Origin of the sequence: Streptomyces sp. NPDC021115, from assembly GCF_044333065.1 — a bacterium.
Lineage (GTDB): Bacteria > Actinomycetota > Actinomycetes > Streptomycetales > Streptomycetaceae > Streptomyces.
This window is the reverse complement of the sequence record NZ_JBIRQF010000009.1, coordinates 56,328-80,448: the sequence shown is the minus strand read 5'-3', so window position 1 is coordinate 80,448 and position 24,121 is coordinate 56,328. Positions and strand designations below refer to the sequence as shown.

Here is a 24,121-nt window from a genome sequence, read left to right as displayed (position 1 = left end):
ATCAGCCCGAAGAGCCCTCGCCCGGGGCCGGGGGCTTGACCGCGACGACGGGGATGGGGCTCTGCAACAGCAGCCGCTGACTCACGCTGCCGAGCAGCGCCTTGCCCACCGCTGAGCGGCGGCGGATGCCGATGACCAGCCGGTCGATGCCGGGGCGGGCGTCGATTTCGTCCAGGACGGCGTCGACGGGGTCCCGGTCGCCGGGGCCGCTGCGCTCGACGAGCGTGATGGTGACGTCGTCGGGCAGACCGGAGTGGTCCAGCGCCGACAGCCGCAGGTTGACGACCACCAGATCGGTGGCCAGCAGCCGGGCTTCGGCGATGCCCGCGGCCAGCGCGTGGTCTCCTTCGCGGCCCTCGGCGACGGCAGTCATGACGGTCATGATGGGTGAACCCTTCTCTCGTACAGCGGGCGGGACGGGCCGGATCAGGAGTAACGCGCGCGGAAGTCGTCCTCCAGCTCCTCCAGCGAGCGGTCCTTGGTCTCGGGGACGCAGGTCCCGATGAAGATGAGGGCCACCACGCCGAAGGCGGCGAAGGCGAGGAAGGTGTTCGAGATGCCCAGGGCCTTCACCACGGGCGGGAAGCCGAGGGCGACCAGGGCGTTCGCCATCCACAGCACGAAGATGCTGATGCCGATGGCCATGCTACGGATCTTCAGCGGGAACATCTCGGAGAGGATGAGCCAGACCAGCGGGCCGATGGTGGCCTGCATGGAGAAGACGAAGAGCACGACGAACACCAGGATGAACCAGGCCTTCGCGCCGCCGTCGGGCATCAGCATCGCGGAGAGGCCGACGAGCAGGTGGAACGTCGTGGTCAGGGCGAAGCCGCCGAGCAGCATGGTGCGCCGGTTGATCTTGTTGATGACCGACAGGCCCACGGTGATGCCGATGACGCTGAAGGCGCCGTTCAGGGTGTTCGCGATGATGGCCGAGTTGCCCGAGAACCCGGCGTCGCCGAGGAGCTGGGTGCCGTAGTACATGACCGAGTTGATGCCGGTGAACTGCTGACAGATGCCCAGCGCGGCCCCGATCAGGATGAGTACGCGGACCCAGCGCACCCCGAGGTCCACCGCACCGGCGGTCTTGGACGCGCGCTCCTCCTCGGCGAGCCGGTGGACCTCGGCCATCTCGGCCTGGGCGCGCTCGGCGGTGCGGACTTGGGAGAGGACCGCGAGCGCCTCGTCGTCCCGGCCCTGGGCGACCAGCCAGCGCGGGCTCTCCGGCAGCCGCAGCATGCCGATGAACAGCCCGATCGCGGGCAGCACGGCGACCAGCAGCATGAGCCGCCAGATGCCGTCGGTCTCGCCCCAGACGTTGAAGATGAGCGCGTTGATGACGAACGCGGCGAACTGACCGCTCACGATCATCACCTCGTTGCGGGTGACGATGCTGCCGCGGCGTTCGACCGGGGCGATCTCGGCCAGGTAGACCGGCACCGTCGCCGAGGCGCCGCCGACGGCGAGCCCGAGGATGAACCGGAAGAGGGCGAGGACCTGCCAGTTCGGCGACAGGACGCAGCCCACGGTGCCGAGCATGAACACCAGGGACAGCATGATGATGTTGTGGCGGCGGCCGTACTTGTCGGACAGCGAGCCGCCGATCATGGCACCGAAGGCGGCGCCGAAGACCAGGATGCTGACGACCACTCCCTCGGTGAACGCGGTCAGACCGAGATCGGCGGTGAGCGGTTCGAGGGCGCCGTTGATCACGCCGGTGTCGTAACCGAACAGCAGGCCGCCGAAGGTCACGATGACGGAGACCAGGCCCAGCCGTCGCGTATGGGGTCCCGGTGCGTCCGGAGGCAGTCCGTGGGAGGTGGGGCTCGGGCTGGTCCTGGTCATGCCTGTGGCTCCTCTGGGGACGTTCGTGAAAGGAGGGGGAAGGGTCCTGGGGTCCGCCGGGTGGTTACCGCGCCGCCGCGACCGGCCCGGCCGGGAGCGCGGCGCGCAGCAGATCGACCGACCGGCGGACGCCGTCGGTGGGGGTGCGGGCGAGGTCTTCGTGCTCGATGCTCAGCGTCCCTGCGTAACCGGCCGCGCGGAGTGCGGAGAGGAACGCGGACCAGAAGCCGGTGCCGCCGGGGTGGCCGTCGCCGAGGGTGACGTAGTTCCAGGACCGCTCGTGGACGCGGTCGAACGGCAGGGTCTCCAGCCGGGACGTCAGCCCCTGCCGTTCGGTCTCGAGCCGGGTGTCCTTGGCGTGCACGTGGTAGACGGCGTCGCCGAGCGCCTCGATGCTGCGGATCGGGTCGGCGCCCATCCACATCAGGTGGCTGGGGTCCAGGTTGGCGCCGACGACGGGGCCGACCGCCTCGCGCAGGCGCAGCAGGGTCGGCGCGTTGTAGACGAGCTGGTGGGCGTGCATCTCCAGGGCCAGCCGCACCCCGTGGTCCGCCGCGAAGGGGACGAGCTGCCGCCAGTACGGAAGGGCGGCCTCCCACTGGCGTTCCAGCACCTCGGTGTTCTCCGGCGGCCAGCAGGTGGTGATCCAGTTGGGGGTGGTGTCGCCGGGCGCGGCCGGGAGCCCCGACATGAGGACGACCGTGTCGACGCCGAGCAGCCCGGCGAGCCGGATCGTGCCGTGGACGACGCGGTCCTGTTCGGCGCCGGTGACCGGGTGGAGCTGGTTTCCGTTGGCGTTCAGCGCCGAGATGCGCAGCCCCCGGCGGCTCACCGCCGCGCCCAGTTCGGCGCGGGCGGCGTCGTCGGCGAGGAGGCGGTCGAGGTCGACATGCGGCGCGGTGGACCAGTTGCCGGTGGCGAACTCGACGGTGTCGAGCCCCAGGTCGGCGGCGAGGTCCAGCGTTTCTACTGTGGTCAGCGCCGCGACGCTGTCGGTCATCAGTCCGATGTCCATGCTCGTGCCTCCTCGTTGAGGACGTGGGGGGGGGGGGGGGACGGTGCGGCCGTCCGCGCCCGGGGGCGGAACGGCGGTGATGGCGGTGACGGCGGTGATGGCGGGGTCGCCTCGACGGGTGCGGTCGTCCCCGTGCCGAGTGGGTGCGGGCATGGTTCAGCCGCTGGCAGACAGCGTCCGCGTGTCGTGTGTGACGAACCACCGGGCGCTTGTTCGTACTACTAATACGTACTAGTTCCCCGGTACTATGTGCCTCGGTGTTATGCATGTCAATACCTGAACGCGGGAGGCGCACATGCGAGACCCAGGGGTCACCGGCCGGGCGGACGAGCCCGCGGCACCACCCGCGATTCGCCCCAAACGCCCCACGATGTCCGACGTCGCGGCGCGCGTCGGGGTGTCACAGGCCCTCGTGTCCCTGGTGTTCCGCAATCAGCCCGGCGCGAGTTCCCTGACCCGCCAGCGGGTGTTCCAGGCGGCCGAGGAGCTGGGCTACCGCCCCGACACCGCCGCCCAGCTCCTGCGCCGCACCCGCAGCCGCCAGTTGGGCGTGCTGTTCACCATGCGCCACCCGTACGACGTGGGCATCGTGGAGGCCCTGTACCCCGCCGCCCAGCAACACGGCTACCACCTCGCGCTCAGCGCCATGGTCGCCACCCGCGACGAGCGTCAGTCCGTGGAGCAGCTGCTCGGGCTGCGCAGCGAAGCCATCATCATCATCGGCGCCGAGTCCAGCCCGCAGCACCTGGTCACGGTCGCGGGCCACACGCCCCTCATAGAGATCAACCCCTGCACCAGGGCCGCCGGGGTGGACGTCGTACGCACCGCCAACAGCAAGGGCATCCGCCAGGCCGTCGACCACCTCACCGCACTCGGCCACCGCGCCATCACCCACATCGACGGCGGCACGATGCCCGCCGCCGACGAGCGGCGCCGCGGCTACCGCACCGCGATGCGGCGCCACGGGCTCGCCGAGCACATCCGGATCCTCCCCGGCGACTACACCGAGGAGTCCGGCGCCCGGGCGGCCCGGGAACTCCTACGCCAGGGCGAGCTGCCCACCGCCGTCATCGCGGGCAACGACCGCTGCGCCCACGGCGTGCTCAACACGTTCCTGCGCGCCGGTCTCACCGTGCCCACGGACGTGTCGATCGTCGGCTACGACGACAGCCAGCTCGCCCAGCTGTCCTTCATCGACCTCACGTCCGTGCGCCAGGACGCCGCCCAGGTGGCAGGGCTCGCCGTCCAGGCGGCCGTCGAACGCCTCGACGAGGGGCGCACCGTCGACCGCGACATCATCATCGACCCCACCCTCGCAGTCCGCGGCAGCACCGGCCCGCCCCGGGACCTCTGACCCCGGGGCGGGCTACGCCACGACGAAGGGGCTACAGCACCGGCAGGCTCTTGCGCAGCTCGAACGGAGTGACCTCCGACCGGTACTCCTCCCACTCCTGCTTCTTGTTCCGCAGGAAGAAGTCGAAGACGTGCTCGCCGAGCGTCTCGGCGAGCAGCTCGCTGCGCTCCATGAGGGTGATGGCCTCGCCGAGGTTCTGCGGCAGCGGCTCGATGCCGAGCGAGCGGCGCTCGGCGTCGGACAGCGCCCAGACGTCGTCGTCGGCGCCGGCCGGGAGTTCGTAGCCGCCCTCGATGCCCTTGAGTCCGGCCGCCAGCAGGACGGCGTAGGCGAGGTAGGGGTTGGCGCCGGAGTCCAGGGAGCGGACCTCGACCCGGGTGGAGCCGGTCTTGCCGGGCTTGTAGAGCGGGACCCGGACCAGGGCGGAGCGGTTGTTGTGGCCCCAGCAGATGTACGAGGGGGCCTCGCCGCCCGCGCCCGCGGTGCGCTGGGAGCCGCCCCAGATGCGCTTGTACGAGTTGACCCACTGGTTGGTCACGGCGGAGATCTCCCCGGCGTGGCGGAGCAGCCCGGCGATGAAGGAGCGGCCGACCTTGGAGAGCTGGAACTCGGCGCCCGACTCGTAGAACGCGTTGCGGTCGCCCTCGAAGAGGGAGAGGTGGGTGTGCATGCCCGAGCCGGGGTGCTCGGAGAACGGCTTCGGCATGAAGGTGGCCTGGACGCCCTGCTCCAGCGCGACCTGCTTCATGACCAGGCGGAAGGTCATGATGTTGTCGGCGGTGGAGAGCGCGTCGGCGTAGCGCAGGTCGATCTCCTGCTGGCCGGGGGCGCCCTCGTGGTGGGAGAACTCGACCGAGATGCCCATCGACTCGAGCATGGTGATCGCCTGGCGGCGGAAGTCCATGCCGATGTTCTGCGGGGTGTGGTCGAAGTAGCCGGAGGAGTCGGCGGGCACCGGGCGGCTGCCGTCCATGGGCTTCTGCTTGAGCAGGAAGAACTCGATCTCGGGGTGGGTGTAGAAGGTGAACCCGAGGTCGGAGGTCTTGGCGAGGATGCGCTTGAGGACGTAGCGCGGATCGGCGAAGGAGGGGGAGCCGTCCGGCATCAGGATGTCGCAGAACATCCGGGCGGTCCCGGGGGCCTCGGCGCGCCAGGGCAGGATCTGGAAGGTACCGGGGTCCGGCTTGGCGATCATGTCGGACTCGTAGACCCGGGCGAAGCCCTCGATGGCGGAGCCATCGAAGCCGATGCCCTCGTCGAAGGCGCCCTCCAGCTCGGCGGGTGCGACGGCCACGGACTTGAGGAAACCGAGGACGTCGGTGAACCACAGCCGCACGAACCGGATGTCGCGCTCTTCGAGGGTACGGAGCACGAACTCCTGCTGCTTATCCATGGTCCCCTATCCTTGCAGGTCAAACGGCTCTTTCAGCGGGCGCGGGGCACCTCTACGGCCCCAGTATCACGCGGCGGGGTTTCGGCGAGGTTTCGGACCCGGCCGGACCCGCTCCTCGCGCTCCGGCACGATGTGTGCATCGTACTTTCATGCGGCCCGCTCACGGACCCGTGCGTACGGCGACTCAAGGCCGCCTCCGGCCCCGCGACGCCCCTTTTGATACCCCTTGGGGGTAGTCTGTCGTATTGTCTTGATCATCAGACCATGAGACCGGGGAGAACGGCGGTGCGCGAAGGCCACCGGCTGCTGGTGCAGCGCATAGAGCGGCGCGTCCGCCGCACCCCGCGCCGATAAGGGCGCGCGGGACGCGGCGGCCGCGCCGGCCGCTCATGCGCACATCTCCCACCAGCATTGGGGTCTCATTCATGGACGCACCCTCTCGCCGCGCCGTGGTCGGCGCGGGAATCGCCGTCGCGGGCGGCGGTCTGCTCGGCGCCTGTAGTTCCTCAGGCGGCCGCCACGGAACGGACAACCCCGGGGCGGGCGGGCGCGCGGGACCGGCCGCGGCCACCCCGTCGGAGTACCTCTCCCCGCACGGCCCCGAGGTCCGGGACCGCGAACGTCAGCGGGGCCTCGGCCCGGTCCGGCGGCTCCAGCTCATCGCCGCCGCCACCACCCTCGACCTCGGCGCCCGCCAGGTGAAGTCCTGGGCGTACGACGACCAGGTCCCCGGCCGGGCGCTCCGCGCCACCGCGGGCGAGACCCTGGCGCTCACCCTCGTCAACCAGCTGCCGGAGCCGACCAGCCTGCACTGGCACGGCATCCGGCTGCGCAACGACATGGACGGCGTCCCAGGCATCACCCAGCCGCCGCTCAGGACCGGCACGGCCTACGACTACCGCTTCACGGCGATCAACCCCGGCACCTACTGGGTCCACCCCCACAACGGCGTGCAGCTCGACCGGGGGCTGTACGCGCCGCTGATCGTCGAGGATCCCAAGGAGCCGCTGAAGTACGACAAGGAGTGGATCGTCGTCCTGGACGACTGGCTCGACGGGGTGGGCGGCCGCACCCCCGACAAGGTGCTGCGGCAGCTGAACGGCGGCCGGACCATGGCGCACGGCATGGAGACCGCCGCGAGCCACATGCCGCCGATGCCCCGGCACGTCGGCAAGCCGTCCCCCGCCCGCTCCGCCGCGTCCGGCCTGCTGACCGGCGCCACGAGCGCGCTGCTCGGCGGCGACGCGGGCCATGTGGCGTACCCGTACTACCTCATCAACGGGCGCACCCCCGACTCCCCGCAGGTCTTCCGGGCCAAGCGCGGCGACCGCATCCGGATCCGGATCATCAACGCGGGCGGCGACACCGCCTTCCGGGTGGCGCTCGGCGGCCACCGGATGACCGTCACCCACACCGACGGCTATCCCGTGCAGCCCACCGCCACGGACGCGCTGCTGCTGGGCATGGGCGAGCGGTACGACGTGCTGGTGACCGCGAAGAGCGGGGTGTTCCCGCTCGCCGCCCTCGCCGAGGGCAAGAAGCGGTCCACGCTGGCCGTGCTGCACACCAGCGGCAAGGGCTCCAGGAAGTTCAAGCGCCCCAAGGAGCTGGACGGCAAGCTGGTCTGGGCCGGCCAGCTGAAGGCCGCCGAATCGGTGCGGCTGGAGTCCCGGACTCCGGACCGCACGATCAGGCTGCGGCTCACCGGCTCGATGAAGAAGTTCGACTGGGCGATCAACGACAGGCCGTACGAGCCGACGCAGCGCTATCCGGTCCGGGCGGGCGAGCGGGTGCGGCTGACCTTCATCAACGCCACCCCGATGTGGCACCCCGTCCATGTGCACGGCCACACCTACGCGCTGCCGGACGGCGGGCCGCGCAAGGACACCACGGTCCTGCTGCCGCACCGGAAGGTGAGCGTCGACTTCGACGCGGACAATCCGGGGCTGTGGATGATCCACTGCCACAACGTGTACCACTCGGAGTCGGGGATGATGACCATCCTCGGCTACCAGAAGTAACGACGTCCCGCCGGTTCCCAGCGGGGTGGGACCCGGCGCGGGCCCGGTACGCGGCTTTCGGTACGGACACGCACCGGCTATCGCGTCAGACAGACGATTACACTGGGCGCCGTGCCTCAACTTCGCCTCGCTCTGAACCAGATCGACTCGACCGTCGGCGACCTCGCCGGGAACGCCGAGTCGATAGTCCACTGGACCCGGCACTCCGCCGAGCAGGGCGCCCATATGGTGGCGTTCCCCGAGATGGCGCTGACCGGGTACCCCGTCGAGGACCTGGCCCTGCGCTCCTCCTTCGTCGAGGCGTCGCGCGCCGCGCTGCGCGCGCTCGCCGAGCGGCTGGACGCCGAGGGCCTGGGCGAGCTGCCGGTGGTCGTCGGCTATCTCGACCGCAGCGAGCGGGCCCGGCGCTACGGCCAGCCCGCCGGCTCCCCGCAGAACGCCGCCGCCGTGCTGCACCGCGGCGCGGTCGTCCTCACCTTCGCCAAGCACCACCTGCCGAACTACGGCGTCTTCGACGAGTTCCGCTACTTCGTGCCCGGCGACACCATGCCCGTCGTGCGCGTCCACGGCATCGACGTCGCGCTCGCCATCTGCGAGGACCTGTGGCAGGACGGCGGCCGGGTGCCCGCCGCCCACTCCGCCGGGGCCGGGCTGCTGCTGTCGATCAACGCCTCGCCGTACGAGCGCGAGAAGGACGACACCCGGCTGGACCTGGTCCGCAAGCGCGCCCAGGAGGCGGGCTGCACCACCGCGTACCTGGCGATGATCGGCGGTCAGGACGAGCTGGTCTTCGACGGCGACTCGATCATCGTCGACCGCGACGGCGAAGTGATCGCCCGCGCCCCGCAGTTCGCCGAGGGGTGCGTCGTGGTCGACCTCGACCTCCCCGCCGCCGACCCCGACGCGGTCCCGGAGGGCGTCGTGGACGACGGCCTGCGCATCGACCACCGCACCCTCTCCGCCGACACGCTCCCCGCCTACGACCCGGAGCCGGGCCTCGCGGGCGGCGAGGCGGAGCGGCTCGGCGACGACGAGGAGATCTACACCGCGCTGGTGGTCGGGCTGCGGGCCTACGTCGCGAAGAACGGCTTCCGCAGCGTGCTCATCGGGCTCTCCGGCGGCATCGACTCCGCCCTCGTCGCCGCCATCGCGTGCGACGCGGTCGGCGCGCAGAACGTCTACGGCGTCGCCATGCCGTCCCGCTACTCCTCCGAGCACTCGATCGCCGACGCGGAGGAGCTGGCGCGGCGCACCGGGCTCAACTTCCGCACCGTCCCGATCGCCCCGATGTTCGACGCCTACATGGGCTCGCTGCACCTCACCGGGCTCGCCGAGGAGAACCTCCAGTCGCGGCTGCGCGGCACGATGCTGATGGCGATCTCCAACCAGGAGGGCCACATCGTGCTCGCCCCGGGCAACAAGTCCGAGCTGGCGTGCGGGTACTCGACGCTGTACGGGGACTCCGTGGGCGCGTACGGCCCCATCAAGGACGTCTACAAGACGTCCATCTTCCGGCTGGCGAAGTGGCGCAACCGCGCTGCGGACGAGCGGGGCCAGACCCCGCCCATCCCCGAGAACTCCATCGCCAAGCCCCCGAGCGCCGAGCTGCGGCCGGGCCAGGTCGACACCGACTCCCTGCCGGACTACGACGTGCTCGACCGCATCCTGGAGCTGTACGTCGACCGCGACCAGGGCCGCCGGGAGATCGCCGCGGCGGGCTACGACGACGAGCTGGTGACGCGGATCCTGCGGCTGGTCGACACGGCGGAGTACAAGCGGCGCCAGTACCCGCCGGGCACGAAGATCTCCGCCAAGGGCTTCGGCAAGGACCGCCGCCTCCCCATCACCAACCGCTGGCGCGAACACACCTGAGTCTCCGGTGGAGGTCAGGAAAAAAACCTTTCCGCGGGATGTCGAGATGCGGCGGGCGGCTCCGTCCCTGGGGTGGACGCGACGACAATGAGTCGCATCGGCACCGAGGAGAGACATCATGGCCAAGTACCTGCTGCTCAAGCACTACCGCGGCGCTCCGGCTCCGGCCAACAACGTCCCCATGGACCAGTGGAAGCCGGAGGAGATCTCGGCGCACATGAAGTACATGCAGGACTTCGCGGCCCGGCTGGAGGGGACCGGGGAGTTCGTCGACGGGCAGGCGCTCGCGCCCGAGGGGGCGTGGGTGCGGTACGACGGTGAGGGGCGTCCGCCGGTCACCGATGGGCCGTTCGCCGAGACCAAGGACCTCATCGCGGGCTGGATGGTGATCGACGTCGACAGCTACGAGCGCGCCGTCGAGCTGGCCGGGGAGCTGTCCGCCGCGCCCGGTGCTGGCGGGAAGCCGATCCACGAGTGGCTGGAGGTGCGCCCGTTCATGGCCGCTCCGCCCACCGTCACGGAGTGACCTCGTCCATGGACGAGGCCCTGCTCAGGAGCCTCACGCCGAGCGTGATCGGGATCCTCGTCCGCCGCGGAGCAGACTTCGCGGCGGCCGAGGACGCCGTCCAGGACGCGCTGGTCGAGGCGGTCCGCGTCTGGCCGGACGAGGCGCCGCGGGACGCGAAGGGCTGGCTGGTCACCGTGGCGTGGCGCCGGTTCCTCGACGCGACCCGGGCGGACGCCGCCCGCCGTCGGCGCGAGGACCTCGTGGACGAGGAACCGGCGCCCGGGCCCGCGCCCGCCGCGGACGACACGCTCCAGCTGTACTTCCTGTGCGCCCACCCGTCGCTGACCCCGTCGTCCGCGGTGGCGCTCACACTGCGGGCGGTCGGCGGGCTGACCACCCGCCAGATCGCTCAGGCGTACCTGGTGCCCGAGGCGACGATGGCGCAGCGCATCAGCCGGGCCAAGCGCACCGTCTCCCGGGTCCGGTTCGACCAGCCCGGCGACGTCGCCACCGTGCTGCGCGTCCTCTACCTGGTCTTCAACGAGGGCTACTCGGGCGATGTCGACCTCGCCGCCGAGGCCATCCGGCTCACCCGGCAACTCGCGGCCGCGTACGGCCATCCCGAGGTGGCGGGGCTGCTCGCCCTGATGCTGCTCCACCACGCCCGGCGGGCGACCCGGACCGCGCCGGACGGCGGTCTGGTGCCGCTCGCCGAGCAGGACCGGGGCCGGTGGGACACCGGGGCGATCGCCGAGGGCGTGGAGATCCTTCAGGCGGCGCTGGCCCGCGACCGGCTGGGCGAGTTCCAGGCGCAGGCCGCCATCGCGGCGCTGCACGCCGACGCGCCCACGGCCGAGGAGACCGACTGGGTGCAGATCGTCGAGTGGTACGACGAGCTGGCGCGCCTGACGGACAGCCCGGTCGTCCGGCTGAACCGCGCGGTGGCGGTCGGCGAGGCGGACGGTCCGCGCGCCGGTCTCGCGGCGCTCGCGGCGCTGGACGACACGCTGCCCCGGCACGCCGCGGTGGCCGCGTACCTCCATGAGCGCGACGGCGACCTGACGACGGCGGCGCGGCTGTACGCCGAGGCGGCCCACAAGGCACCCAACCTCGCCGAGCGCGACCACCTGACCCGCCAGGCCGCCCGCCTCAACGCCCGCCTCAACGCCCGCCGGAACATCTAAGGGAAGGCGAGCGGCGCGGGCGGGGGCAAGGGGGCCGGCGGGGTGGCCGGGTGGGCGCGGAGGGACTGGAGCAGCAGGGCCACCAGGCGGCGGGACGCGGCGCGCGCGGCGGCGCGGGACCCCGCACCGATGCCCCCGTTGGCCATGATCAGCAGCTTGATGTCGCCGGGCACGAAGTCGGGCCGCAGCTGTCCGCTGCGCTGGGCGCGCCGCGTCAGTTCGGCGAAGCGGCGCAGATGGTGGTCGCGGACGCGCGCGAAGTCGGGGGTCAGCGAGTCGGGGAGGGCAGCGAGGAAGGCGTCGGTGAAGCCGCGGTCCTCGGCCTGCATGGCGCACACCTTCTCGATGAACGTGGCGAAGCCGTGCCAGGGGTCGGGGTCGGCGAGGGCGGCGTCGAGGGTCGCGACGCAGCGGGCCAGCTGATCGGCGAAGGTCTCGGCGACCAGCGCCTCCTTGGTGGGGAAGTGGCGGTAGAGCGTCGCGGGCCCGACACCCGCGCGACGGGCGATCTCCCGCATCGGCACATCGAGCCCGTCGGCGGCGAAGGTGTCGCCCGCGACCTCGATGATGCGGTGGCGGTTGCGCCGGGCGTCGGTGCGCTTCCGAGACGGTTCGTCGGTCATGCTCTCTCACTTTACGCGGAAACGGACGCCCTGTTCCGATTCGCTGTTAGCGTCGGCCGCAGTCGAGCGAGAGGTACCGAAATGTTCGCTTTGCAGTACTCCGAACTGGGCCCGCCGGAGGTGCTCACCGTCGGTGAGGCCGAGGAGCCGCACGCCGGGCCCGGTGAGGTCCGTATCGCCGTACGGGCCACCGGGCTCACCCCGGCGGACTGGAAGCTGCGCGCGGGTGCGATCCCGGCCGAGGTCGAGGTGCGGCTCGACTGGCCGCACATCCCGGGGCTGGACGCCGCGGGGGTCGTGGACGAGATCGGGGAGGGGGTGAGCGATGTGGCGGTGGGGGACGCCGTGTTCGGGGTGGTCGACTTCGAGAAGCTCGGGGGCGCGGCGGCCGAGTTCGCGGTGCTGGCCGCCTGGGCGGCCAAGCCGGACGCGCTGAGCTGGGAGGAGGCGGGCGGCGCAGCGGGCAATGTGGAGACCGCCACCCGCGCCCTAGATCTGCTGGGCGTCGGCGAGGGGACGACGCTGCTGGTCGAGGGCGCGGCCGGGGGCGTCGGCACGGTGACGGTCCAGCTCGCGGCGGCCCGCGGGGCCACCGTGATCGGTACGGCCCGGGAGGCGAACCACGCGTTCCTCACCGGCCTGGGCGCGACGCCCACCACCTACGGCCCCGGCCTCCCGGAACGGGTCGCGGCGCTGGCGCCGCAGGGGGTCGACGCGGTGCTGGACGCGGCGGGCTCGGGCTCGCTGCCGGACCTCGTCGCCATCGCGGGGGACGCGCGGCGGGTGGTGTCGGTGGCCGACATGGCCGCGCATCAACACGGCGTCCATCTGACCTGGGCCCGCAGCGGCGACACACCCGGCTACGACGGGCTCGCGGTGGCGGCGCGGCTGGCCGCCGAGGGCCGGTTCCGGGTGCCGCTGCACGGGGTTTTCCCGCTGAAGGACGCGGCGAAGGCGCATGAGCTGAGCGCCACCGGCCACGTCCGGGGGAAGGTCGTGCTGACGGTGCCGTAGACGTACGAACGCGCCCCCGCCGTGCGGTGGGGGCGCGTCGCGCGACGGAAGAGGGTCAGCGCACCTCGGACAGCGTCGGCACCGAATCGCTGCCCGCCACGATCCGGGACTTCTGCGAGGAGCCGCGGTCCAGCAGTCCCGCGGTCACCGCTATCGCCAGGCCGACCACCGCGAGCGCCGCGCCGACCAGGGTCGGGGACGTCCAGCCCCATCCGGCGGCGATGGCGACGCCGCCGATCCAGGCCCCGCCGGCGTTGGCGAGGTTGAACGCGGAGTGGTTGGAGGCCGCGGCGATGGTCGGGGCGTGCTTGGCCTTGTTCATGACGAGCATCTGGAGCGGGGTGGTGGTCATGAAGCCCACCGCGCCGAGCAGGACGACGGAGACCAGCGCCGCCCACTTGATGTGCACGGCGAAGTCGAACACCACCAGCATCACGGCCAGCGCCGCCAGCGACCCGTACAGCGTGGGCCGCAGCGCGCGGTCGGTGAGCGGCCCCGCGACCAGCGCGCCCAGGGTCATGCCGATGCCGAAGAGGGCGAGCACGATCGTGACGGAGGACTCGGCGAAGCCGGTGACCTCGGTCACCATCGAGGCCAGGTAGCTGTAGACGGCGAAGACGCCAGCGAAGCCGAAGACCGCGGTGAGCAGCCCGAGCAGCACCTGCCGGTCGCCGAGGGCGCGCAGCTCGTGGACGAGGCCGCCGTGCTGGTCCTGCGGCACCTGCGGGACGAGCCGGGCGAGCGAGGCCATGGCCAGGACGCCGATGCCGGTGACGACGAGGAAGGTGGCGCGCCAGCCGAGGCCCTGGCCGAGGGCCGTGCCCACCGGTACGCCGACGATGTTGGCGATCGTCAGGCCCAGGAACATGGTGGCGACCGCGCGGGCCTGCTTCTCCTCACTCACCAGCCGGGAGGCGACGACCGCGCCGACACCGAAGAACGCGCCGTGCGGCAGCCCGGCGAGCACCCGCCCGGCGAGCAGCAGCCCGAACGAGGGGGCGAGCGCGGAGGCGAGGTTGCCGACCGTGAAGAGCCCCATCAGCAGGACGAGCATGCGTTTGCGCGGGATGCGCGAGCCGAGGGCGGTGAGCAGCGGGGCGCCGATGACGACGCCGATGGCGTAGGCGGACACGAGGTAGCCAGCGGTCGGCACCGAGGTGCCCAGATCGTCGGCGACGTTGGGCAGCAGGCCCATCATCACGAATTCTGTGGTGCCGATACCGAAGGCAGAGACCGCGAGAGCGAGCAGTGCCAGGGGCATGAGAGACCTTTCACAAGCGGGAAGCAAGAAGATCGTGCGTATGTTCTCTAGTGGAACAAAGTCTCTCACGCACTTATTTCCTGAGCACCATCCCCAAGGTGAACAGCGTGTTAGATCTTCGATTAGCAGGTTCAGAGGGTAACCGACGCCGCGACCGGAAGGTGGTCGCTACCGGTCTGTGCCAGCGTCCAGGCCGAGACCGGGTTCACCCCGCGCACCATGATCTGGTCGATGCGGGCCATCGGGAACGAGGCGGGCCAGCTGAAGCCGAAGCCGTCGCCCGCCGCACCCTGTGCGGAGCGCATCTGGGAGGTGACGGGGGCCAGCGAACGGTCGTTCATCGTGCCGTTCAGGTCGCCGAGCAGGACGACCTTGTCCAGCGGCTCGTCCCGGATGGCCTGGCCCAGCGCCTCGGCGCTCGCGTCGCGCTGCCCGGCGGTGAAGCCCGCGTTGAACTTCACGCGCACGGAGGGGAGGTGGGCGGCATAGACGGCGACGTCACCGCTCGGCGTGGCGACGGTGGTGCGCAGCGCCCGGACCCACCCCATCTTGATGTCGACCGGCTTGGTGCCGGACAGCGGGTACTTGCTCCACACCCCGACCGTGCCCTGCACCGCGTGGTAGCGGTAGGCGGACGCGAGCGCCTTCGCGTACGTCGGCACGGCCTTGGTGGTCAGCTCCTCCAGCGCCACCACCTGCGCGCCCGAGGCGGCCACGTCCTTCGCGGTGGCGACCGGGTCGGTGTTGTCGGCGTTGACGTTGTGGGTGACGACGGTGAGGTCGCCGTCGCCGCCGGACTTGTCGGCGAACATCAGCCCGCCGAAGAGGTTCAGCCAGACGGCCACCGGCAGCACCAGCGCCACCAGCGCGCTCGCCGACCGCCGTACCAGGCCGAGCACCAGCAGCAGCGGCAGGAACACCCCCAGCCAGGGCAGGAACGTCTCCAGCAGGCTGCCGAGGTTGCCGACGCGGTTGGGGATGTCGGCGTGAAAGACCATGATCAGGGCGAGCAGGACGGCGAACGCCGCGAGCACCAGCCCGCGCCGCCAGATGCCGCGGCTGTGCCGGAGCCGGTCGCGCAGGTGGCCGAACCGGGAGTCGGTCCGCTGGGGTGCGTCCCCGGACTGTCCCGTCTCCTGCGTGTACGCCTGCACCATGCGTTGCCCGTCCCTCACTTGCCGCTGCCCGCCGTATCGTTCAAGACCCTAGGCGATGACCAGGGCATTCCCGACGCCCCCACCGGGCGTCCCTGCCCGGTGGACGCCCGGGCGGTAGGCCGGGGTTCCGCATCCCGCGACAACGGGGGCGGTTGTGACGCAACAGGCACAAAGACACAGTCAGGCACATGCGCGGGCGGCCATCGGGAGCGCCGTCCGTCCTACGCTCGCATATGCCCCTCAGCCGCGTGCCGAGGCCCCCTCCAGAACGGTGTCCACGATCCGCTCGGCCAGCCCCTCCGGCAGCTCCCGCCACTCGTGCAGGATCGCGCGCGACAGCATCGGCCCGGTGAACAGGTCGGCCAGCAGCTCCGGATCGGTGTCCGCGCGGATCTCCCCGTTGGCCACGCCCCGCCGCAGCACCGACCGCAGCATCTCCCGGCGCACCTCGATGACGGTCTCGTCGTACGCCCGCCACAGCTCCCGGTGGGCGTGCGCCTGGGCCAGGACGCTGCGCATCAGGGCGGAGTCGCGCTTGGCCAGTCCGCGCCGCCGCATGAACTCCAGGATGGTGACGAGGTCGTCGCGGACCGAGACCCCGGCTGGTTCGGGGCCCGGCTCCTCCAGCGACCGCAGGACGTCCAGCAGCAGCGCGTCCTTGCCTGACCAGCGGCGGTAGACGGTGGCCTTGCCCACCCCCGCCGCGCGCGCGATCCCCTCGATGGACAGCGCGCCGACGGACGAGCCCTCCTCCAGCAGCCGCAGCGCGGCCTCGATGATCGCGGTGTCGGTGGCGGCCTTGCGCGGCCGCCCCCGCGACGGAACCCTGCGGGACGTCACCCCGCCCGCAGGAACCCCGTGCGCCGGGACACCGGCCGGGGGCGCGGTCATCGGTCGGCTCCCGCCCCCGCCCGCTCGCGCGGCTGCCCGCTGCCGGGGCCGCCGCCGTCCGGGTTCTTGCCGGGCAGGAAGGCCGCCACGACCAGCGCGCCGAACAGGGCGACACCGGACGAGCCGAGCGCGGTGATGTGCATCGCGTGGACGAAGGAGTCGTGCGCGGGGCCCAGCAGCGCGTGCCCCGCGGGCCCCATGCGCTCGGCGAGGCCGAGGGTGGCCTCGACGGACTCGCCCGCGGAGTGCCGTGCGGAGTCGGACAGACCGGGGACGGCGGCGAGGGTGCCCTGGATGCCCTCGCGGTACGTGGCGGAGAGCACCGAGCCCAGGACGGCGACCCCGAGCGCGCCGCCGACCTGCCGGAAGGTGTTGTTCAGGGCCGAACCGGAACCGGCCTTCTCGCGCGGCAGGGCCTGCATGATGCCGGTGGTGACCGGCGGCATGATGTGCGCCATCCCCGCGCCCTGGAAGAAGAACAGCACCTCCAGCACCCACAGCGGCGAGTCGGTGTCCAGCAGCAGGAACCCGGCCATGGTGGCGGCCACCAGCAGCATCCCGCCCGTGCACACGGCGCGGGCGCCGAACCGCTCCACGACCAGCCGGGCGCGCGGCGCGAACAGCAACTGCGCCGCGGCCAGCGGCAGAAGCAGCAGCCCGGAGTCCAGCGCGCTGAAGCCGCGCACGCTCTGGATGTAGAAGACCATGAAGAAGGTCACGCCCATGAGCGCGAAGAAGACCAGCGCGACGGCGGCGATGGCGGCCGAGAAGGCGGGATTCCGGAAGTAGTCGATGTCGATGGCCGGATGGTCGCTGCGCTTCTCGTGCCACACGAACAGGGCCAGGACGAACAGTCCGGCGCCGATCGTGGACAGCACCTGGGCCTCGGTGAAGTCGGCGAGCTGGCCGCCCTTGATGATCCCGTACACCAGCAGTACCAGACCGACGACGGACAGCAGCACGCCCAGCGGGTCCAGCCGGCCGGGCGCCGGGTCCCTGGAGTCGGGGACGAGCAGCACCATCGCGATGATCCCGATGGCCACCACGGGGACGTTGACGAAGAAGACCGAACCCCACCAGAAGTGCTCCAGCAGCAGCCCGCCGGTGATCGGCCCGATGGCGATGGCGAGGCCGACCGCGGCGACCCAGATGCCGATGGCCTTCGCCTGCTCCTCGCGCTCGAAGACGTTCACCAGGATCGCCAGGGTGGCGGGCATCACGAAGGCCGCGCCCAGGCCCATCAGCGCCCGGAAGCCGATCAGCTCCCCTGGCGAACCGGAGAAGGCGGCCAGCACCGAGCCGATGCCGAACACGGTCATGCCGCCGAGCAGGATCTTCTTGCGGCCGAGCCGGTCACCGAGGAGCCCGGCGGTGAAGAGCAGCCCCGCGAAGACCAGCGTGTAGGCGTTGATGGCCCACTCCAGCTGGCTCTGGGTGGCGCCGAGACCGGTGGGCTTCGGGGTGGCGATGGTCTTCATCGCCACGTTGAGTATCGAGTTGTCCAGGACGACGACCAGGACGCTGACCATGAGGACGACCAGGATCGCCCACCGTCTGCGGTGGATCGCCTCCGCGGAGGGTGCTGCTGCCATGCGGCCCAGGCTAGAACCGTTTCGATACGGTCCCGTCTCGTATGGGAAAGACTTTGCGAGCCTTTGTCCATCGAATGTCTATCCGTGCGCGAATGTCCCTACTTTCGAAGCGCCGGGAGGCGTGCCAGCATGGGGGTGGTCCGGGGACGCCGTCAGGGCGCCTCGAGATGACGAACAGGAGCCGTCGTAATGACGCACGTCAGCCCTGCGCACACACCACACAATCCGGAGGGGCAATCCTCCAAGGCGCTGTACGGGGGGACGTCCTCCCGCCGCGTCACCGTCCGTGACCTCGCCGCCGCCAAGGAGCGCGGCGAGAAGTGGCCCATGCTCACCGCGTACGACGCGATGACCGCCTCCGTCTTCGACGAGGCGGGCATCCCGGTCGTCCTGGTGGGCGACTCGATGGGCAACTGCCATCTGGGCTACGAGTCCACCGTGCCCGTCACGATGGACGAGATCGCCCTGCTGTCCGCCGCCGTCGTACGCGGCACCAAGCGCGCCCTGGTCATCGGGGACCTGCCCTTCGGCTCGTACCAGGAGGGCCCGGTCCAGGCGCTGCGCAACGCCACCCGGCTGGTCAAGGAGGCCGGGGTGGGCGCGGTCAAGCTGGAGGGCGGCGAGCGCTCCGCCCACCAGATCGAGCTGCTCGTCCAGTCCGGCATCCCGGTCATGGCGCACGTCGGCCTCACCCCGCAGTCCGTCAACGCGTACGGCGGCTACCGGGTGCAGGGGCGCGGCGAGGAGGCCGCCCAGCAGCTGCTGCGCGACGCCAAGGCCGTGCAGGACGCGGGCGCCTTCGGCGTCGTCCTGGAGCTGGTCCCGGCCGAGCTGGCCGCCGAGGTGACCCGCTCGCTGCACATCCCGACCGTCGGCATCGGCGCGGGCGTGGAGTGCGACGCCCAGGTGCTGGTGTGGACGGACATGGCGGGACTGACGGGCGGCCGGATGCCGCGCTTCGTCAAGAGTTACGCCAACATGCGGGAGGTGCTCGGCGACGCGGCGCGCGCCTTCGCCGAGGACGTCGTCGGCGGGGCGTACCCGGCCGAGGAGCACTCCTTCCACTAGCGGCCACCTGGTGGTACAGAGCCATCGCGGTACATCGACAGCCCGCCGATCTTCCCCCGTCGGCGGGCTGTCTGCCGCTTGTCGGTGATCTGTCGGCGACGGCTGTCACTCTTGCGACATGACGCGACAGGAACACAAGATCAGGGACGGCAACGCCGTCGAAGTTCGGGGGCTGGTCAAGCACTTCGGCGACACCAAGGCGGTCGACGGGGTGGATCTGGACGTGCCGGAAGGCACCGTCCTCGGTGTGCTCGGCCCCAACGGAGCCGGGAAGACCACCCTCGTCCGCTGTCTGTCCACCCTGCTGGTGCCGGACGCCGGTACCGCCGTCGTGGCGGGGTACGACGTGGTGCGGCAGCCCCGGCAGCTGCGCCGCACGATCGGCCTGACCGGGCAGTACGCCTCGGTCGACGAGAAGCTGTCCGGCTGGGAGAACCTGTACATGATCGGGCGGCTGCTCGATCTGTCCCGCAAGGACGCCCGGTCGCGCGCGGACGCCATGCTGGAGCGGTTCTCGCTGACGGACGCCGCGAAGCGGGCCGCGGCCACCTACTCCGGTGGCATGCGCCGCAGGCTGGACCTGGCCGCCTCCATGATCGGCCGCCCCGCGGTGCTGTATCTGGACGAGCCGACGACCGGTCTCGACCCGCGTACCCGCAACGAGGTGTGGGACGAGGTCAAGCGCATGGTCGCCGAAGGCTCGACGGTGCTGCTGACCACCCAGTACATGGAGGAGGCCGAGCAGCTGGCGCACGACCTCACGGTCATCGACCGCGGCAAGATCATCGCCGAGGGCCGGGTGAACGAGCTGAAGGCCAAGGTCGGCGGGCGCACCCTGCAGATACGCCCCGCCGACCCCGGTGAGCTGAACCGCATGGTCGGCGCCATCGCGCAGGCCGGGCTCGACGGCGTCGGCGGCGCGACCGCGGACGTCGAGGAGGGCCTGGTCAACGTGCCGATCGTCAGCGACGAGCAGCTGACCGCGGTGATCGGCCTGCTCGGCGAGCGCAACTTCGCGATCGCCGGGATCGACACCCATCTGCCCAGCCTGGACGAGGTGTTCCTGGCCATCACCGGCCAGAAGACCTCGACGCCCGAGAACAGCGGACACGACAAGGCACTTGAGGAGGTGGCCGCGTGACCACGGCAACGGTGCCCGCGTCCGCGAAGGACCTGCCGGGCGAGGGGCGGATCGGGCTGCGCGCCAATCTCCGGCACATCGGCGCGCTGGTGCGCCGTAACGCGCTCCAGATCAAGCAGGACCCGGAGTCGATGTTCGACGCCCTGCTGATGCCGATCGTCTTCTCGCTGCTGTTCACCTATGTGTTCGGTGGCGCGGTGTCGGGCGGCGACCGCAGCGAGTACGTCAACTACTTCATCCCCGGGATGATGGCGATGGGCGGGCTCAACATCGCCATGTCGGTCGGCACGGGCGTCAACGACGACTTCCGCAAGGGGGTGATGGACCGCTTCCGCACGATGCCGATCGCCCGCTCCTCGGTGCTGATCGCCAAGCTGATCGTGGAGACCGGGCGGATGCTGGTGTCCACCCTCATCCTGCTGGCCATGGGCTTCCTCATGGGCTTCGAGCTGAAGACCGGACCGGCCGAGCTGGCGGCCGCCGTGGTCCTGGCCCTGATCTTCGGGTCGTCGCTGACCTGGGTCTTCATGCTGCTGGGGCTGTCGCTGAAGACACCGCAGGCGGTGCAGGGCCTCGGCTTCCTGGTGATCATGCCGCTTCAGTTCGGCTCGTCGATCTTCGCGCCGACCAACACCATGCCGGGCTGGCTCCAGTCCTTCACCAAGTACAACCCGCTCTCCCAGCTCGCCGACGCGGCGCGCTCGCTGACCAGCGGTCATGGCCCGCTCGCCCATCCGGTGACCGTCGCCATGGTGTGGGCGCTGGTCATCACGGCGGTCATGGCGCCGCTGGCGGTGCGCAAGTTCCGTACCAAGACCTGAGCCCCGCATGCGTGCGGCGGTTCAGACGAGGGCGGCGGCCTCCTCCACGGTGAGGCCGCCGCCCTCCGCGTACGCCCGCTCGTAGCTCGCGTCGTCCAGCCAGGCCCGTACCGCCGCCCCGCCCGCCTCCCGGTCCTGACGCTCGTTGTCCGGAATCCGCTGGATGCCGGGCCGCAGCGCGTCGTACGTGCCGAGCAGCCGTGCCGCGACCTCGGCCCGCTCGGCGCCGCCGAGGGCGGCCAGCGCCCGCGCGGCCGTCATCAGCTGGATCACGGGCACCTGCGGGGCGATCACCTGGGACATGAAGTCACCGGTCTTCGCCAGCGCCCCGCGAACCCGGGTCAGCGCATCCTCCGGCTGCCCCTCCATCAGGTCCAGCCAGGCCAACGTCCCCTCGACCAGGCCCTGGAACAGATCCAGCGCCCGGCTCTGGAACTCCTCGTGCAGCACCGCCAGATGCTCCCGGGCCTCGGCCACCCGGCCCGTGACACCGCACCGGTGGGCCAGGTGCATCCGGACGTACGACGCGGCCTCGGCATCCGCGTGGCCCCGCTCCGCCAGCAGCTCGCGCAGGACCCGCTCGCCCTCCGCCGCCTCCGTCTCGTCACCGTGCTCGACGTGCAGCCCCGCCAGCCGGGCCCTGAGCAGCGAGACCTGGGCATGGGCGTCCAGCTCCTCGACGTAGGTGATCGCCGCCCGGTAGTCGTCGGCCGCGGCCCGGCCGTCGCCGATCAGCTCCAGGGTCTCGCCGCGCCCGGACAGCGCCTCGGCCACACCCCAGGCGTCACCGAGCTCGATGAACAGCTCCAGGCTCTCGTCGGCGTCCCGGCGCGCCTGCTCCCCGAGATCGCCGCCGCCGCGCTGGGTCATCACCTTGGCCCGCATCTGGAGGGTGAAGGCCAGCTCCCAGGTGTAGCCCAGCTTCCGGCTGGTGCGCACCGACTCGTCCACGACCTCCCGCAGCAGGGCGAGGTCGCCCCCCAGCAGCACCGCGAAGAACCACATGACGCCCGGGACCCGGCAGGTCTGCGGCAGCCCCGGGCGGTATGCCTCGACGATGCCCCGCATCTCGTGCCGGACCTCCTCGTCGTCCATCGCCTTCATGTTGCCTTCGAGGTTGGCCAGCGCGAACAGCCGCACCCCGCGCCGCGCCTCCTGAAGCAGCTCGGGCCCCATCGGCGGCGGTTCGGCCGTGCAGCTCTGGTACAGCGGGGGCGCCGGCGTGACGGGCGACTCGAACGGGTTGGGGCCCAGCCGCGCCACGGCCGTCGCCCAGTGGCGGCCGTCGCTGCGGTGGCCGCGCAGGTTCCAGAACCAGCCGAGCGACAGCACCAGGCACAGCGCCTCCTGCTCGTCGCCCGCCGCGACGGCCCGGCGCAGCGCGGTGCGCAGGTTCTCGTGCTCGGTCTCCAGCCGGGTCAGCCAGACGCGCTGTTCGCGGCCGCGCAGCAACGGGTCGGCGGTACGGGCCAGCTCCCGGTACGCGACCAGGTGCCGCCGTTCGACCGCCGCCCGCTCCCCCGCCTCGTCCAGCCGCTCCGCCGCGTACTCGGCGACGGTCTCCAGCAGCCGGTACCGCATCTCGCCGTCCGTCCCGGGCGCGGCGACCACCAGCGACTTGTCGACCAGCGAGCCGAGCAGCGCGGCGACGTCCCGGGGGTCGACCGGGCCGCGGTCGCGCGGATCGCCGCAGACCGCCTCGGCCGCCGGGAGGTCGCAGCCGCCCGCGAAGACGGAGAGGCGGGCGAGGACGGTGCGCTCCCGGGCGTCGAGCAGGTCCCAGGACCAGTCCACGACGGCGCGCAGCGTCTGCTGGCGGGGCAGCACGGTGCGGCTGCCGCTGGTCAGCAGGCGGAAGCGGTCGTCGAGGCGGTCGGCGATCTGACGGGGGGTGAGCAGCCGCAGCCGGGCGGCGGCCAGCTCGACGGCCAGCGGCAGTCCGTCGAGGCGGCGGCAGATCTCGGCGCACGCCGCCGGGTCGTCGTCGGTGCGGAAGCCGGGGCGGGCCGCCGCGCCGCGCTCCTGGAACAACCGCAGCGCCACCGGGTCCGGCAGCGGCTCCACCGGCCGCACCAGCTCGCCGGGGACGGCGAGCGGTTCGCGGCTGGTGGCCAGCACGGTGACGCCGGGGCAGCGGGCCAGCAGCGAGTCGGCGAGCCGGGCCGCGGCCTCGACCAGATGCTCGCAGTTGTCGAGCACGATCAGCATCCGGCGCGGTTCGCAGTGCTCCACGAGGCGCGCGAGCGGATCGTGGGCGGTCGGGTCGGCCGCGGCGCGCAGCCCCTCGGCGGCGCTGCCGCGGATGACGGTCTCGCGCGCGCCGAGCGCGGTGAGCACCGTCTCGGGCACGGTCTCCGGGTCGTCCACGGGGGCGAGTTCGGCCAGCCACACCCCGTCCGGCCAGGCGGTCGCGACCGATTCGGCGGCCTCCTGGGACAGCCGGGTCTTCCCGGCGCCGCCGGGCCCGAGGAGGGTGATCAGCCGGTGCGCGGCCAGATCGGTGCGCAGCGCCGCCAGGTCGGTCTCCCGGCCGACGAAGCTGGTGAGCCGGGCGCGCAGATTGCCGCCGCGCGCGGGGCGCTCCCGCCGCGGGGCCTTCGGCGGCTCGGCTTCCAGCAGTTCGGCGTGCAGGGCGCGCAGCTCGGGGCCCGGGTCCGCGCCGAGCCGGTCGGCGATCTCGGCCCGGATCGCCTCGTACGCGGCCAGCGCCTCCGCGGGGCGTCCGGTGTCCCGCAGGGCGCGGATGCGCAGGCCGTGCAGCGGCTCGTCCAGGGGGTAGGCGTCGCACAGCTCGGCGAGCGCGGGCAGGGCCCGGGCGGCCTCGCCGAGGGCGAGGGCGGCGGTGATCCGGCCGCGCCGCGCGTCCAGCCGCCGGGCCTCGGCGCGGGCGGCCGCGGCCATCCCGTCGGGGAGGTCGGTGAGCGCCGGGCCGCGCCACAGGGCGAGGGCGTCGTCGTAGTGGGCGGCGGCCCGGGCCGGGTCGCCGTCGGCGAGGGCCCGGTCGCCCTCGTCCGCGAGCCGTTCGAAGCGGAGCAGATCGACGTCGTCGGGCTCGGCGCACAGCCGGTAGCCGCCGGGCGCGGACGCGATCGCCTCCTTGCCGACGGCCCGCCGCAGCCGCCCGACGAGGGCCTGGAGGGCGCCGTTCTCGTCGGCGGGCGGGTCGGTGTCCCAGACCTCGGCGATGAGCGCGCCGTTCGTCCGCAGCCGCCCCGGGGTCAGGGCGAGGGCGGTCAGCAGGGCGCGCAGCCGTGCGCCGCCGAGGTCGACGGGGGTGCCGTCGTCGTGGTGGGCCTGGGTGGTGCCGAGGATGGCGTAGCGCACGGCCCCATTGTTGTCGACGGCCGCGCCCGGCGGGGCA

At 72.0% G+C, this 24,121-nt stretch carries 19 protein-coding genes; 9 read left to right on the top strand and 10 right to left on the bottom strand.

All coding sequences use genetic code 11. The features are described 5' to 3' along the window. Position 1: 1 nt before the first annotated feature. From ACH4TL_RS26345 to ACH4TL_RS26335, 3 genes are all read right to left on the bottom strand, one after another. The gene (locus ACH4TL_RS26345) at positions 2 to 382 is read right to left on the bottom strand and encodes a universal stress protein (protein WP_398320454.1); all 381 of its coding nucleotides are present in this window, start codon (positions 380 to 382) and stop codon (positions 2 to 4) included. Between the two features lie 44 nt (positions 383 to 426). Next, complete coding sequence (locus ACH4TL_RS26340) at positions 427 to 1,845, bottom strand: sugar porter family MFS transporter (RefSeq protein WP_398320457.1); 1,419 nt, start codon at positions 1,843 to 1,845, stop codon at positions 427 to 429. Between the two features lie 64 nt (positions 1,846 to 1,909). After that, positions 1,910 to 2,860, bottom strand: coding sequence for a sugar phosphate isomerase/epimerase family protein (locus ACH4TL_RS26335; RefSeq protein WP_398320460.1), 951 nt, complete (start codon positions 2,858 to 2,860; stop codon positions 1,910 to 1,912). A gap of 295 nt (positions 2,861 to 3,155) precedes the next feature. On the opposite strand from ACH4TL_RS26335, the gene ACH4TL_RS26330 reads away from it, so the two are divergent. After that, entirely contained in the window at positions 3,156 to 4,214 is a 1,059-nt protein-coding gene (locus ACH4TL_RS26330; protein ID WP_398320463.1) for a LacI family DNA-binding transcriptional regulator, read from the top strand. 31 nt (positions 4,215 to 4,245) lie between these two features. Here the strand turns inward: ACH4TL_RS26330 and glnA are convergent, their stop codons facing one another. Further along, entirely contained in the window at positions 4,246 to 5,607 is a 1,362-nt protein-coding gene (glnA, locus tag ACH4TL_RS26325) for a type I glutamate--ammonia ligase (protein ID WP_398320466.1), read from the bottom strand. Between the two features lie 425 nt (positions 5,608 to 6,032). Between glnA and ACH4TL_RS26320 the strand changes: the two genes are divergently transcribed. The 4 genes from ACH4TL_RS26320 to ACH4TL_RS26305 all read left to right on the top strand — a co-directional run bounded on the left by ACH4TL_RS26320 (position 6,033) and on the right by ACH4TL_RS26305 (position 11,192). Next, positions 6,033 to 7,628, top strand: coding sequence for a multicopper oxidase family protein (locus tag ACH4TL_RS26320; RefSeq protein WP_398320469.1), 1,596 nt, complete (start codon positions 6,033 to 6,035; stop codon positions 7,626 to 7,628). Positions 7,629 to 7,739: 111 nt separating this feature from the next. Then, positions 7,740 to 9,500, top strand: coding sequence for an NAD+ synthase (locus ACH4TL_RS26315; RefSeq protein WP_398320472.1), 1,761 nt, complete (start codon positions 7,740 to 7,742; stop codon positions 9,498 to 9,500). A gap of 118 nt (positions 9,501 to 9,618) precedes the next feature. Then, positions 9,619 to 10,026, top strand: coding sequence for a YciI family protein (locus tag ACH4TL_RS26310; protein ID WP_398320475.1), 408 nt, complete (start codon positions 9,619 to 9,621; stop codon positions 10,024 to 10,026). Between the two features lie 8 nt (positions 10,027 to 10,034). Beyond that, entirely contained in the window at positions 10,035 to 11,192 is a 1,158-nt protein-coding gene (locus tag ACH4TL_RS26305; RefSeq protein ID WP_398320696.1) for an RNA polymerase sigma factor, read from the top strand. Here ACH4TL_RS26305 and ACH4TL_RS26300 read toward each other — a convergent pair. Continuing rightward, positions 11,189 to 11,815, bottom strand: coding sequence for a TetR/AcrR family transcriptional regulator (locus tag ACH4TL_RS26300; protein WP_398320478.1), 627 nt, complete (start codon positions 11,813 to 11,815; stop codon positions 11,189 to 11,191). The genes ACH4TL_RS26305 and ACH4TL_RS26300 overlap by 4 nt on opposite strands. A gap of 81 nt (positions 11,816 to 11,896) precedes the next feature. On the opposite strand from ACH4TL_RS26300, the gene ACH4TL_RS26295 reads away from it, so the two are divergent. After that, positions 11,897 to 12,829 carry an NADP-dependent oxidoreductase gene (locus tag ACH4TL_RS26295; protein WP_398320481.1) on the top strand — a complete coding sequence of 311 codons (933 nt, stop codon included), beginning with the start codon at positions 11,897 to 11,899 and terminating at the stop codon, positions 12,827 to 12,829. A gap of 55 nt (positions 12,830 to 12,884) precedes the next feature. Here ACH4TL_RS26295 and ACH4TL_RS26290 read toward each other — a convergent pair whose 3' ends face one another. From ACH4TL_RS26290 to ACH4TL_RS26275, 4 genes are all read right to left on the bottom strand, one after another. Next, positions 12,885 to 14,090: an MFS transporter gene (locus tag ACH4TL_RS26290; RefSeq protein WP_398320484.1), complete on the bottom strand. Its 1,206-nt coding sequence runs from the start codon at positions 14,088 to 14,090 to the stop codon at positions 12,885 to 12,887. A gap of 131 nt (positions 14,091 to 14,221) precedes the next feature. Continuing rightward, complete coding sequence (locus ACH4TL_RS26285; RefSeq protein ID WP_398320487.1) at positions 14,222 to 15,247, bottom strand: endonuclease/exonuclease/phosphatase family protein; 1,026 nt, start codon at positions 15,245 to 15,247, stop codon at positions 14,222 to 14,224. Positions 15,248 to 15,487: 240 nt separating this feature from the next. Next, positions 15,488 to 16,138, bottom strand: a complete 651-nt coding sequence (locus tag ACH4TL_RS26280) for a TetR/AcrR family transcriptional regulator (protein WP_398320490.1) — start codon at positions 16,136 to 16,138, stop codon at positions 15,488 to 15,490. After that, positions 16,135 to 17,730 carry an MFS transporter gene (locus ACH4TL_RS26275; protein WP_398320493.1) on the bottom strand — a complete coding sequence of 532 codons (1,596 nt, stop codon included), beginning with the start codon at positions 17,728 to 17,730 and terminating at the stop codon, positions 16,135 to 16,137. The genes ACH4TL_RS26280 and ACH4TL_RS26275 overlap by 4 nt, the downstream gene beginning before the upstream one ends. A gap of 189 nt (positions 17,731 to 17,919) precedes the next feature. Between ACH4TL_RS26275 and panB the strand changes: the two genes are divergently transcribed. The 3 genes from panB (at position 17,920) to ACH4TL_RS26260 (ending at position 20,760) form a co-directional block, all read left to right on the top strand. After that, positions 17,920 to 18,798, top strand: a complete 879-nt coding sequence (panB, locus tag ACH4TL_RS26270; protein ID WP_398320496.1) for a 3-methyl-2-oxobutanoate hydroxymethyltransferase — start codon at positions 17,920 to 17,922, stop codon at positions 18,796 to 18,798. A 118-nt stretch (positions 18,799 to 18,916) separates the two neighbouring features. Next, positions 18,917 to 19,939 (top strand): ATP-binding cassette domain-containing protein, encoded by a 1,023-nt coding sequence (locus ACH4TL_RS26265; RefSeq protein WP_398320499.1) that lies wholly within the window; start codon positions 18,917 to 18,919, stop codon positions 19,937 to 19,939. After that, positions 19,936 to 20,760 (top strand): ABC transporter permease, encoded by an 825-nt coding sequence (locus tag ACH4TL_RS26260; RefSeq protein ID WP_398320502.1) that lies wholly within the window; start codon positions 19,936 to 19,938, stop codon positions 20,758 to 20,760. The genes ACH4TL_RS26265 and ACH4TL_RS26260 overlap by 4 nt, the downstream gene beginning before the upstream one ends. Positions 20,761 to 20,781: 21 nt before the next feature. Here ACH4TL_RS26260 and ACH4TL_RS26255 read toward each other — a convergent pair whose 3' ends face one another. Beyond that, positions 20,782 to 24,084, bottom strand: a complete 3,303-nt coding sequence (locus tag ACH4TL_RS26255) for a BTAD domain-containing putative transcriptional regulator (protein WP_398320505.1) — start codon at positions 24,082 to 24,084, stop codon at positions 20,782 to 20,784. Positions 24,085 to 24,121: the final 37 nt, after the last annotated feature.

Coding starts and splice junctions, on each gene's coding strand:
- ACH4TL_RS26280 (WP_398320490.1), bottom strand. CDS start 16,138: ATGACCGCGCCCCCGGCCGGTGTCCCGGCGCACGGGGTTCCTGCGGGC.
- ACH4TL_RS26285 (WP_398320487.1), bottom strand. CDS start 15,247: ATGGTGCAGGCGTACACGCAGGAGACGGGACAGTCCGGGGACGCACCC.
- ACH4TL_RS26320 (WP_398320469.1), top strand. CDS start 6,033: ATGGACGCACCCTCTCGCCGCGCCGTGGTCGGCGCGGGAATCGCCGTC.
- glnA (WP_398320466.1), bottom strand. CDS start 5,607: ATGGATAAGCAGCAGGAGTTCGTGCTCCGTACCCTCGAAGAGCGCGAC.
- ACH4TL_RS26295 (WP_398320481.1), top strand. CDS start 11,897: ATGTTCGCTTTGCAGTACTCCGAACTGGGCCCGCCGGAGGTGCTCACC.
- panB (WP_398320496.1), top strand. CDS start 17,920: ATGACGCACGTCAGCCCTGCGCACACACCACACAATCCGGAGGGGCAA.
- ACH4TL_RS26265 (WP_398320499.1), top strand. CDS start 18,917: ATGACGCGACAGGAACACAAGATCAGGGACGGCAACGCCGTCGAAGTT.
- ACH4TL_RS26330 (WP_398320463.1), top strand. CDS start 3,156: ATGCGAGACCCAGGGGTCACCGGCCGGGCGGACGAGCCCGCGGCACCA.
- ACH4TL_RS26300 (WP_398320478.1), bottom strand. CDS start 11,815: ATGACCGACGAACCGTCTCGGAAGCGCACCGACGCCCGGCGCAACCGC.
- ACH4TL_RS26310 (WP_398320475.1), top strand. CDS start 9,619: ATGGCCAAGTACCTGCTGCTCAAGCACTACCGCGGCGCTCCGGCTCCG.
- ACH4TL_RS26275 (WP_398320493.1), bottom strand. CDS start 17,730: ATGGCAGCAGCACCCTCCGCGGAGGCGATCCACCGCAGACGGTGGGCG.
- ACH4TL_RS26305 (WP_398320696.1), top strand. CDS start 10,035: ATGGACGAGGCCCTGCTCAGGAGCCTCACGCCGAGCGTGATCGGGATC.
- ACH4TL_RS26340 (WP_398320457.1), bottom strand. CDS start 1,845: ATGACCAGGACCAGCCCGAGCCCCACCTCCCACGGACTGCCTCCGGAC.
- ACH4TL_RS26345 (WP_398320454.1), bottom strand. CDS start 382: ATGACCGTCATGACTGCCGTCGCCGAGGGCCGCGAAGGAGACCACGCG.
- ACH4TL_RS26290 (WP_398320484.1), bottom strand. CDS start 14,090: ATGCCCCTGGCACTGCTCGCTCTCGCGGTCTCTGCCTTCGGTATCGGC.
- ACH4TL_RS26335 (WP_398320460.1), bottom strand. CDS start 2,860: ATGGACATCGGACTGATGACCGACAGCGTCGCGGCGCTGACCACAGTA.